Annotated in this window: 10 protein-coding genes; 1 reads left to right on the forward strand and 9 read right to left on the reverse strand. The window is 67.0% G+C overall.

The genetic code is table 11. The annotated features are described in order from the left end of the window. From K1Y73_RS19230 to ltaE, 3 genes are all read right to left on the reverse strand, one after another. A partial coding sequence (locus K1Y73_RS19230) for a tRNA ligase subunit PheS family protein (protein ID WP_451923588.1) occupies window positions 1–567 on the reverse strand: 567 nt, incomplete at its 3' end. Window positions 568–630: 63 nt separating this feature from the next. Then, entirely contained in the window at window positions 631–1,107 is a 477-nt protein-coding gene (locus tag K1Y73_RS19235; RefSeq protein WP_225029924.1) for a DUF4274 domain-containing protein, read from the reverse strand. 133 nt (window positions 1,108–1,240) lie between these two features. After that, complete coding sequence (gene ltaE / locus K1Y73_RS19240; RefSeq protein ID WP_225029925.1) at window positions 1,241–2,266, reverse strand: low-specificity L-threonine aldolase; 1,026 nt, start codon at window positions 2,264–2,266, stop codon at window positions 1,241–1,243. Between the two features lie 162 nt (window positions 2,267–2,428). Here ltaE and K1Y73_RS19245 point away from each other — a divergent pair, with 162 nt between their 5' ends. Then, complete coding sequence (locus K1Y73_RS19245; RefSeq protein WP_225029926.1) at window positions 2,429–2,824, forward strand: VOC family protein; 396 nt, start codon at window positions 2,429–2,431, stop codon at window positions 2,822–2,824. A 3-nt stretch (window positions 2,825–2,827) separates the two neighbouring features. Here K1Y73_RS19245 and K1Y73_RS19250 read toward each other — a convergent pair whose 3' ends face one another. The 6 genes from K1Y73_RS19250 to K1Y73_RS19275 form a co-directional block, all read right to left on the reverse strand. Then, window positions 2,828–3,871, reverse strand: a complete 1,044-nt coding sequence (locus tag K1Y73_RS19250) for a heme-dependent oxidative N-demethylase family protein (protein ID WP_225029927.1) — start codon at window positions 3,869–3,871, stop codon at window positions 2,828–2,830. 8 nt (window positions 3,872–3,879) lie between these two features. Beyond that, window positions 3,880–4,827, reverse strand: coding sequence for a PDR/VanB family oxidoreductase (locus K1Y73_RS19255; protein WP_225029928.1), 948 nt, complete (start codon window positions 4,825–4,827; stop codon window positions 3,880–3,882). Then, entirely contained in the window at window positions 4,824–5,426 is a 603-nt protein-coding gene (locus K1Y73_RS19260) for a dimethylamine monooxygenase subunit DmmA family protein (protein WP_225029929.1), read from the reverse strand. Before K1Y73_RS19260 ends, K1Y73_RS19255 begins: the two co-directional genes overlap by 4 nt. Before the next feature lie 72 nt (window positions 5,427–5,498). After that, complete coding sequence (locus tag K1Y73_RS19265) at window positions 5,499–6,635, reverse strand: aminomethyltransferase family protein (protein ID WP_225029930.1); 1,137 nt, start codon at window positions 6,633–6,635, stop codon at window positions 5,499–5,501. A gap of 65 nt (window positions 6,636–6,700) precedes the next feature. Next, window positions 6,701–8,464 (reverse strand): APC family permease, encoded by a 1,764-nt coding sequence (locus K1Y73_RS19270; protein ID WP_225029931.1) that lies wholly within the window; start codon window positions 8,462–8,464, stop codon window positions 6,701–6,703. A 156-nt stretch (window positions 8,465–8,620) separates the two neighbouring features. Further along, window positions 8,621–10,655: DUF1989 domain-containing protein (locus K1Y73_RS19275; RefSeq protein WP_225029932.1), on the reverse strand; the 2,035-nt coding region annotated here is incomplete at its 5' end.

Genomic DNA, 10,655 nt, shown 5'->3' on the forward strand with positions numbered 1-10,655 from the left:
CGCGCCATTGGCTTGCAAGGACCGGATCTGCACTGGCGAGGTATGGGTGCGCAAGACATGCGGCGGGCGGTTGTCGCCTTCCGCGCGCGCCATGAAGAACGTGTCATGTTCCTGCCGGGCGGGATGCTCGGGCGGGATGTTCAGCGCGTCGAAATTGTACCAGTCGCTTTCGACCTGCGGGCCTTCGGCGACCGAAAAGCCCATATCGGCGAAGATCGCGGTCAGCTCGTCCCAGACCTGGCTGATCGGGTGGATCGTGCCCATCCGGCGCGGCCGGCCCGGCAGGGTCACGTCCAGCCATTCGGCGCGCAGCCGCTCGTCCAGCGCCGCATCGGCCAGCGCGGTCTTGCGGGCGCGCAGGGCTGCGTCGATCTCATCCTTCAGGGCGTTCAGCTGGGCGCCGGCGGCCTTGCGTTCTTCCGGGTCCATCTTGCCCAGCGTCGCCATCAGGGCGCTGATCTCGCCCTTCTTGCCCAGGGCCGCGATCCGCACCTCTTCCAGCGCAGCCTCGCCCGCGGCACCGGCCACGGCCTCGATATATTTCCCACGAAGTTGGTTCAGGTCCATCGCCGCGCCTCTTGTCGATGCGCCCCGGGGTTAGCGGGGCAGGGGCGCGATTGCAAGAGCGGCTCAGGCCGAGACGCGCAGCGCCGGGGCCGCCAGCGCCACCGGATGCCAGCCGGCAAAGCCGAAGCGCGGGCGGTGCGGCAGGCTGCCCAGCGCCAGCGGCGGCAGGGGCACGGGCCCGCGCGGGCCCAGCATGCGGATGACCAGCCGCAGCGCCTCGGGCGGCAGGGCGAGGCGGCCCTGGGCAAAGCGGCCGGCGCGCAGATCGGCGGTCAGGCGGGCGGTGAAGGCACGGGCGGCGCCCGGAACGAAGCCCAGGGGCACTTCGCCGCGATGGAAGCCCGCGGCCACGGCGCGGGCCAGGATCAGCGCCGCGGTGGCGCGGTCGCAATCGGGGCGCGCGGTGATGGCATCGGCGGCCAAGAGAAGGTCGATCGTCGCATGCGGATCGGCGAAATCCAGCCCCAGGGCGAATTCATGCCACATCGCGGGGCCTTCGGGCAGCAGGAAGGCGGTCAGGCCTTCTTGCATCGGGATCATCTGGGCCATCATCACTACACTCTCACCAGAACCAATGCCGCCCTGTGGCGGCGATTGTTCCGATCATGCGGGTGATTCGGGCAGGAATACGGCCCGGATGCAGCGCCTTCTGGCCCGATCCCGCGCTTTGCCGCTAAGCCGCCCGCTCAGACGCGAAGAACGCCTCGCAGACCTGCGCAACCGCCGTCAGCGCCGTGTCGTCCAGATCCAGATGCGTGACCCAACGCAGCGTGTCATAGCCACCGACCGCGATGCCTTGCGCCGCCAGCGCGTCCAGAAAGGCGCGCGTGTCGATGCCCTTTGGCGTCATGAACACCATATTCGTCCGCGCCGGCCCCGCCCCCAGCTGCGGATAGCGCGCCAGAATTGCCGCCAGCCGCTGCGCGCGGGCGTGATCCTCGGCCAGGCGGTCGATGTTGCGCTCCAGCGCATGGATCCCCGCCGCCGCCAGGATCCCCGACTGCCGCATCCCGCCGCCCAGCATCTTGCGCAGCCGCCGCGCCGCTTCGATCTGGTCGCGCGACCCGGCCAGGATCGAGCCTACAGGCGCGCCCAAGCCCTTTGACAGGCACAGCGAGACCGTGTCGAACTGCCCGGCAATCCAGGCCGGATCGCGGCCGGTTGCGACGGCGGCATTCATCATCCGCGCGCCGTCCAGATGGCAGGCCAGCCCGCGGCTGCGCGCCAGCGCGGTGGCCTCTTGCAGATAGGCATCGGGCAGCGCCAGGCCGTTGAACGTGTCTTCCAGCGCCAGAAGCCGGGTGCGGGCATAGTGGAAATCGTCGGGCTTGATCGCCGCGGCAATCGCCGCCAGCGCGATGGTGCCGTCCGCCTCGTTCGGCAAGGGCTGCGGCTGGATCGAGCCCAGAACCGCCGCCCCGCCGCCTTCGTTGCGATAGGTATGGGCCATCTGCCCGACGATATATTCGTCGCCCCGCGCGCAATGCACCATCAGCGCGGCCAGGTTCGACTGGGTGCCGCTGGGGAAGAACAGCGCCGCCGCCTTGCCCAGCCGCTCGGCCGCCAGGGATTCCAGCCGGATCGTGGTCGGGCAATCGTCATAGACGGCATCGCCCACCTCGGCCTCGGCCATGGCGGCGCGCATCGCGGCATCGGGCCGGGTCACCGTGTCAGAGCGGAAATCGTAAAGCGGGGTCATGCGGCCCTCCTTCGGCGCAATCGGGGTTGGCCCGGGTTAGCAGGCTTTGCCGGCCTGCCGCCACGAAAATGCGCCGGGCCGCGCCGGCGGGGCGCATCGCGGGTCTTGACGCCGGGCGCTGCTGCGGGGAATGCAGGCCCATCCCGCCGCAAGGAGACCGCCATGGCAAAGGCCATCCACAGCATGATCCGCGTCCTCGACGAGGCGCGCTCGATCCGCTTCTACGCAGACTGCTTCGGCCTGCAGATCGCCGAGCGGCTGGATTTCGAGACCTTCACGCTGATCTATCTGTCGAACCCCGAAAGCAGCTTCGAGGTCGAGCTGACGGTGAACAAGGGCCGGGTCGAGCCCTATGATCTGGGCGATGGCTATGGCCATCTTGCGGTGTCGGTGCCGGATCTGGCGGCGGAACATGCGCGGCTGACGGCCCTGGGCCATGCGCCGCGCAAGATCGTGGATTTCGCGCCGGGCGGCACGGTGATCGCGCGCTTCTTCTTCATCGCCGATCCCGACGGCTATCAGATCGAAGTGCTGGAACGCGGCGGCCGCTATCTGTGACGGTCAGGGATCGGGGAAGATCCCCGGCGAGGTCGGTGCGCCATCGTCGAATTTCGACAGATAGTCGACGATCATCGGCCGGTTGACGCTGAAGCCCTTATAGGTCGCCAGTTCCTCGGGCAGGTCGCGCAAGACGCGATGCAGCCGGCGGCCCCATTTCGGCACGGTCACGATGTCTTCCAGCGCGCACAGATAGCAGCGGATCGGGAAGGCCACGGCGTTTGACCGCGGCAGGCGCCACAGCGTCTGCAATTCCACCCGCAGATATTGCTTGGCACCCACCGTCTCTGGCGTCAGCGTGCGCTTTTCCGGGCCCCATTTGTGGTAATTCTCGGGGCTGGTATCCAGCCGCGGATTGACCGTCATGGTCCAGTTCAGCCGCCGCACCGGCGCCCCCTGCTGCAGGTTCAGCAGGAATTTCAGCGCGCGCTGGAACACCCCCATCTCGGCCGCCTTCGGCACCGGGGCGTGCCATTCGAAGAAATTCATCCCGATGTCGAAATCCAGCGACCAGTCGGCCTGGCTGGTGATCATCCCGGCATCCATCCACAGATTGCCCTCGCGCTGGTCCAGAAGCGCATGGTCGCCCTGGGTCTGGCGGGTGATGTATTCCATCGGCCCGCAAGGCAGCGTGGTGGCATCCAGGAAGGTGAAGCGCTGGTCGATGCCCAAGGGGCGGTTGATCCAGTGCCAGCGGTCGCCGTCGCGGGTCAGGCTGAACAGGTCGGGGTAATCCTCGGCCTTGCAGGTCATCACCAGTTCCAGGAAATCCCAGCCCGCCAGTTCCATATGCGGCAGCGACTGGCAGCGCAGCGGATCGTCCTTCAGGGTGATCTCGCGGTCGCGCATCTCGGCGATGTAATGTTCATCCACGTCGAAGCGATGCTGAAACACCGATCCCGCCTGGCCGCGGCGATGCGGCTCGATGTTGACGGAATACATGTAGCTGTCATGATCGAAGGGAAACGGAAAGCGCCGCACCGCTTCGGGCGAGTTGTGGAAGGTGTAATCGTCGCGGAAGGTTTCGTCGTTGAACCGGATGGTCATGGCACCCCCTATCGGTCAAGCGTGAGATCTTCGCCCTGAAAGCGCGAAACGCAGGGCATGATCCGCGTCTGCGAGGCTTTCTCGGCATCGGTCAGGAAATGGTCGTGATGCTCGATCCGACCCTTGCAGGACAGGACCACGGTTTCGCATTGCCCGCAGGCGCCGCCGCGGCACAGCCAGGGCGCGTCGACCTGGGCCTCTTCCAGCGCTTCCAGCAGGCTTTGATGCGGGGCGACGGTGATCGTCTTGCCGCTGCGGGCCAGCCGCACCTGGAAGGCCGCGCCGGGCGGCGGCGACAGGAAGGCTTCGGAATGCAGCGCGCCCCTGGGCCAGCCCAGCCGGGTGGCAGTCTCGGCGACGGCGTCGATCAGGCCTTCGGGGCCGCAGGTATAGACATGCGTGCCCAAGGGCTGCCCGGCCAGGATCGCGCCCAGATCCATCCGGTTGCCCTCGTCCGAGATATGGGCATGCACCTGGGGCAGATCGGGCAGCAGGGCCAGGCCCGCCGCCTCGGCCCGGCTGCGCGCGGCGTAATGCAGTTCGAACGGCAGTTGCAGCCGGATCAGCTGGCGCAGCTGCGCCAGGAAGGGCGTGATGCCGATGCCGCCGGCGATCAGCACATGCTTGCGCGCGCGCAGATCCAGCGAGAACAGGTTCACCGGCGCGCCGATGCGCAGCGTGTCGCCCTCGGCGACGCGGCTGTGCATGAAGCGCGATCCGCCGCGCCCGGCATCTTCGCGCCGCACGGCGATTTCATAGCCCGAACCATCCATCGGGTCCGAGATCAGCGAATAGGCGTTGCGGCGCAGGAGGCCGCCATCGGGCATTTCCACCACCACATGCGCCCCGCCGGAAAACAGCGGCAAGGTCCCGCCCTCGGGGCATTCAAAGCGGAAGCGGGTCACAAGCGGCGACAGCGGCGTGATCTTGGCCACGCGCAGAAGGCGGGCGGTCATGGCCGGATCTCCTGGGTCTCGGGAATGTCGCCGGGGGCTTCGGCATCGACGCAGACGCCCTGAAACGCCGCCAACCGGCGCGAGTAATGGTCGCGGACGAACAGTGTCAGCCCGCAATGCGAACAGGTGAAAGGGTCGGTCGTGACGTCTTCGGTCACGCCCTTGCAATGGACGCATTGCATCCGCCGCGCGATGGAGCCGCGATGTTCGGACTGGATCGCATCGGCGGGCAGGCCGGCGGCCAGCGCCTCGGCCAGGCCCTGGCCGATCAGACCCTCGGTTCCGGCCAGGTACAGGACCGTGCCCATATGCGCATCGGCCAGCGCCTTGCGCAGCCGCGGCAGGGCGGTGGCGAAGCTGGGGGCCTGATGGAATTGCGCCGGGCGCAGCGCCTGCAGGCGGGCGCCATGGTCGGACCCGGCGGGAATATAGATCAAATGGGCGCGGTCCATCACCGCGGGGTCGCTGGCGGCCAGATCGGCCAGGGCCAGCGCGCCCTCGGCATCGGCCAGCATCAGCGCAGGCGTGGCACCCCGCGACACCAGCCCCGGATAGACCGGGCGGCTGGGGATCGAGGGCGTGAAGGCAGTGGGGGGCATTGCGGCGGCCTTTCCTTCGGATCGGGGCCGGGCGCGGGGCCCAAACGGGCCAGCCCGCGCCCGGCCAGGGGCTTAGCCCTTGGCGGTACGGACCTTCTTCTCGGGGTCGAGGAAGGGCATGGGCGAGGTCACGGCGGCGATTTCGCCATGCTCGGCGCAATGCACGGTCAGCTTGGTGCCGGCATTGGCGCAATCGACCGGCAGGCGGGCGATGGCCACCGTCCAGTTGTTCAGGGGCGAATGCATGGCCTGGGTCACGACGCCGACCTGCTTGCCATCGCGGAAGACCGGCGCGCCATTGCCCGGCGCCTTGTCGCCTTCAAGCTTCAGGCCCCAGATCTTGAACCGTTCGCGGCCCTTCAGCCGGTAATGTTCCTCGGCCCCGCGGAAGCCGGTCTTGCCAGGCGAGACGGTGAAATCCAGCCCCAGTTCCCACAGCGTATCGCCGCAGGGCTGATCCTCGAACGGATACATCTCGGAATTGTCATAGGGGAAGAACAGCAGGTAGCTTTCCGTCCGCAACAGATCCAGCGTGGTGAAGCGGCAGGGGACGATGCCCATCTCCTTGCCCTCGTCCAGAATGCGGTCCCAGACCATGCCGGCATCCTGGCCGCGCACGAACAGCTCATACCCCCGCTCGCCGGTATAGCCGGTGCGGGTGATCATCGCCGGCACGCCGAAGAGCGAGGTCTGCAGGATGCCGAAATAGTTCAGGTCACGGATGCCCGGCACATGTTTGGCCAGATAATCCACCGCCAGCGGCCCCTGCAGCGACAGGTCATGCAGGTTGTCGTCGAAGCGGATCGAGACATCGCGGCCTTCCGCCGCCATGGTCAGTTGTTCAAACCCCTGGCCCGAGCCATGCACGACCATGAAGGCATTCGGGCCGGTGCGATAGATGACGCAATCGTCCACGAACTTGCCGCCATCGTTCAGCATGCAGGCATAGACCGCCCGGCCCGGCATCAGCTTTTCGACATTGCGCGTGGTGGCGCGGTCGATGACATGGCTGGCCCCGGCGCCGGTGATATGCACCTTCTTCAGCCCGGACACGTCCATCAGCCCGGCCTTGGTGCGGATCGCCATGTATTCGGCGGTCGGATCGGCGTCATAGGACCAGGCGGTGCCCATCCCCGACCAGTCTTCCAGCGCCGAACCCAGCGCGCGGTGGCGGTCGGCCAGCGCCGAAAATCTCCATGATGCGGTCATTCGCTCTCTCCCTTGGATAAGTCTTGCCCCCGCCGCGCGCCGTGGCCCGCGGCGGGGAGGTCGTGTCATTCCGGCAGCTGGAAGAACCAGTTGGCCCAGAGAACCACCGCCGCCCCGGCGATCAGCGCCAGATAGGGCAGGAACCCGGCCCGGCGCGGACCCAGATCGCCATGGTCGGACAGGCCCAGATCCTCCATCGCCTCACGCGGGAAATGGCCCTTGTCCTGGATGTAATGGCGGTACCAGAACACCGGCAGGATGAACGAGGCGAAGATCAGCCCCGACCACAGCGCGTTGGAATAGCCCCAGACCTTGGCGCCGGCCCCCAGGAACAGGGCGTTGACGAAGGCCAGAAGCGTGTTGAGACCGATCAGGAAGGTCGGCGCCTTCCAGGGCCGCGGCAGATGCGGGCTGTCGATGCGGTGGATCCAGCCCGCGTTCAGGTTCAGGAAGTTGAACAGGATGTAGCCGACGTTCGAGATGGCAAGAACGTAGAAATACCCGGTCGCATCCGAAGCCAGCGCCAGCAGGATGACGTTGAAGCCCAGGTCGGTCCACATCGCGCCGGTCGGCGCGCCGTGATCGTTCACATGGGTCAGGTACTTGGGCAGCCAGCCATCGCGCGCGCCCTGATACAGCGTGCGCGACGAGCCGGCCATGGCGGTCATGATCGCCAGGAACAGCGCCATGATCATCAGGATCACGAAGAGATGCGCGACCAGGGGCCCCGCGCCGACCATGAAGCCCAGAACCTCGCCCACGCCGGTGCCATCGACGATGCCGGTGGCCAGCATGCCTTCCTGCCCCAGGAAGCCCTGGAAGGCGAAGGGGATGACGAAGAAGAACACCATGCACAGCAGGCCCGAGAAGAAGATCGCCCGGAACGTGTCGGTCTTGGGGTTCTTGAACTCGGCCGTATAGCAGACCGCGGTTTCAAAGCCGTAGGTCGACCAGGCCGCGATGTACAGCGCGCCCAGGATCAGCGTCCAGCCGCCGATATCCCAGGACCCGTCGACGCCCGAATAGGCCGCCGTCGGCGGCACGATGGCCGAGACGTTCATCCAGTTGATCGAGCCGTTCAGGATCGGCATCAGCCCGGCCAGTAGCAGGGGCACCAGCACGATCATCGCCATGAACTTCTGCGATTTCGCGGTCGAGGCGATGCCGCGATGCTGGATCGCGAAGATCACCAGCATCAAGACGACGCCGATCACGAAGGTCGAGTTGAAATGCAGCGTGCCAAGGCCGGGGATCGGCAGGCCGAAGGCTTCCCAGACGCGGAAGGCGGGGGTCAGGGCGGCAACGCCATCGGCCGCGGCCACGGCCTGGATCGCGGCCTCGGGCGTGACACCCGGATTGGCGGCGATGTAATCGGCGACGGCGGGGGTCGCCGCGGTATAGCTGGCCAGGTTCGCGCTGACCCAGTCCAGCACCGGCTGGCTTTCGGCCAGCGGGATCGGGAACAGCGCATTCAGGATATAGCCCGCGGCGATGGCGCAGCCCAGGGACAGCACTGGCGACCAGGCGAACCAGTTGCACCAGACCGACAAGGGCGCGATGATCTTGGAATAGCGCAGCCAGGCCGTGGCGCCGTAAACCGAGGTGCCGCCCGACTTGTTGCCGAACATGCCGGCCATCTCGGCATAGGTGAAGCTTTGCAGAAAGCCCATCACCATCGACACCATCCAGACGGCAAAGGCCGCCTTGCCCGCAACCCCGGCAATGCCGCCGATCGAGAACAGAACCAAAGGCGGCACACCCGCCGCAACCCAGAACGCCCCGCGCCAGTCGAGCGCGCGTTTCAGCGCCCCCTGGCTCGGGGTGGACACCCCTGCAGGCGCCGAAGACGCCCCTGTCGTCAGACTGTTTTCCACGTGGTGAACTCCCTGTTCGCTGTGGTGTGGGGTCTTTTGCCCCTGTTTTTTTGGCGCCGTTTGCGGCGCTCGGGTCTTGCCCGGGGGCTCCTGTCCCCGGGCTGCGGTGCCTTAAGACCGCGGACGTTCCTTCTTCGGGTCGTAATAGGGGAAGGGGGCCACGCGGGCGGCGATGCGCTTCATCTGGCCGTCCAGCTTGCCCACCTCCAACGCGGTGCCCAGATCGGCATGCGCCAGATCCACCCGCGCCAGCGCGATCAGCTGACCCGTCCGGGGCGAGCGCATGGCCGAGCAGACCTCGCCCACCTGGGCGCGGCCGATCCGCAGGCAATCGCCGTGATGGATGGGATCCTGGCCGTCGATCTCGATGCCCACGAATTTGCGCGACGGGTGGTCCTTGCGGCGCTGCAGCGCCTCGCGCCCGACGAAATCGGCGGTCTTCGACTTCAGCGGCACGGTAAAGCCGATGCCGGCCTCGAACGGGTCGGTCTGGTCGGTGAAATCGTAGCCCGCGAAGATCAGCCCTGCCTCGATCCGGCACAGGTCCAGCCCGGCAAGCCCCATCGGGCGGATGCCCAGGGGTTGGCCCGCCTCCCAGACCGCCTTGAACACCGCATCGCCGTCGCGCGGATGGCAGAAGATCTCATAGCCCAATTCGCCGGTATAGCCGGTGCGCGACACCACGACGGGCACGCCCTGCGCCCCGCCGATCCGGCCGACGGTGAAGCGGAACCATTCCAGTTCGGTCACTGCCGGCTGATGCGGCGGAGTCCAGATGATCTGCGCCAGCAAGTCGCGCGATTTCGGGCCCTGGACGGCGAGGTTGTGCATCTGATCGGTCGAGGACCGCACCAGCACGTTCAGCCCCAGCCGCGCGGCTTCCTCGCGCATCCAGATCCCGCCCTCGTCGGACCCACCGATCCAGCGGAAATTCTGCGGGCCCAGGCGGAACAGCGTGCCGTCGTCGATCATGCCGCCATGGGGGTAGCACATGGCGGAATAGACCACCTGGCCATGGCCCAGCTTGGTGACATCGCGGGTCAAGACCCAGTTCAGCAGTGCCTCGGAATCCGGGCCCGTCACCTCGAACTTGCGCAGCGCCGACAGGTCCATCGCCACCACGCCTTCGCGCGCGGCCCAGTAGCTTTCCACCGGATCGCAGCCGGGGAAGGAATTCGGCAGCCAGAAGCCCTTGTATTCGATGAAATCCCGGGTCAGGGCGGCGAAGTTTTCGTGGAAGGCGGTCTCTCGGGTCATGATGGGCTCTGCGTCCAGGGTCGCCCGCCAGGCCGAGGCGCGCCGGAAAGTCTCGGTCGCGGCATAGCTGCGGACATGGATGTCGGTGAGGTGCCAGCCATTGGCGGCGGTCGTGTCATCGGGACAGGCCGAGGACACGCAGACAAGATCGGTCATCGCGCGCAAAAGCACATAGTCGCCCGGACGCGACCAGGGTTCATCCGCGACCATCACGCCATGGGCGTCAATGCCGGTGTTGAAGAAGAAATTCGCCGCCATCCAGCCCGGGCGCGGCGCGATGCCATAGGGGGCCAGCGCGCCGTTGAAGTTTTCCGAGCAGTTGGCATGGCCGGGATAGCCGATGTCGTCGTAATATTTGGCCGTGCAGGCCATGGCGAAGGCGTCATGCCGGCCGCAGGTGTCCTGCACCACCTCGACCAGCGGCGTCATGTCCTGGTCGAAGTATTTCGCATGCAGGCCCGGCATCGGATAGGCATGGCCCATCAGCGTGCGGGTGGTGGTGACATCCAAGGGGTTGAAGATGCCGCGATCGACCTTGCGGGCGTCGAAGCACTGGAAATCGGTGCATTGCCGGCCATCCACATCCAGGATCTGGATATATTCGCCCGCGCGCACCACATAGGCGCCGGCGGTGGCGGATTTCACCCGCAGGTCCAGGATCGGATCGGCCAGCGGCTCGGGCAGGGCAAAGCCCGCGCGGGCCTGAACCTGCGCCCGGGTGATCGCCAGACCCAGGGGCGTGGCGGTATCCTGGCGCTCGGCATCCATCTTGCCGCCCGGCGCCGCGACGATCAGCCAGCCTTCGCCGCGCACGGTGGCATAGATCAGGTTCGAGCCCAGATCGGCCCCGGCCATCAGCTTCAGCCGCGCCACGGAATCGATCGAGCCG

This window comes from Xinfangfangia pollutisoli (assembly GCF_020179405.1).
GTDB classification, from domain to species: Bacteria; Pseudomonadota; Alphaproteobacteria; order Rhodobacterales; family Rhodobacteraceae; genus Pseudogemmobacter; species Pseudogemmobacter pollutisoli.

Coding starts and splice junctions, on each gene's coding strand:
- K1Y73_RS19260 (WP_225029929.1), bottom strand. CDS start 5,426: ATGCCCCCCACTGCCTTCACGCCCTCGATCCCCAGCCGCCCGGTCTAT.
- K1Y73_RS19235 (WP_225029924.1), bottom strand. CDS start 1,107: ATGATCCCGATGCAAGAAGGCCTGACCGCCTTCCTGCTGCCCGAAGGC.
- ltaE (WP_225029925.1), bottom strand. CDS start 2,266: ATGACCCCGCTTTACGATTTCCGCTCTGACACGGTGACCCGGCCCGAT.
- K1Y73_RS19250 (WP_225029927.1), bottom strand. CDS start 3,871: ATGACCATCCGGTTCAACGACGAAACCTTCCGCGACGATTACACCTTC.
- K1Y73_RS19265 (WP_225029930.1), bottom strand. CDS start 6,635: ATGACCGCATCATGGAGATTTTCGGCGCTGGCCGACCGCCACCGCGCG.
- K1Y73_RS19245 (WP_225029926.1), top strand. CDS start 2,429: ATGGCAAAGGCCATCCACAGCATGATCCGCGTCCTCGACGAGGCGCGC.
- K1Y73_RS19255 (WP_225029928.1), bottom strand. CDS start 4,827: ATGACCGCCCGCCTTCTGCGCGTGGCCAAGATCACGCCGCTGTCGCCG.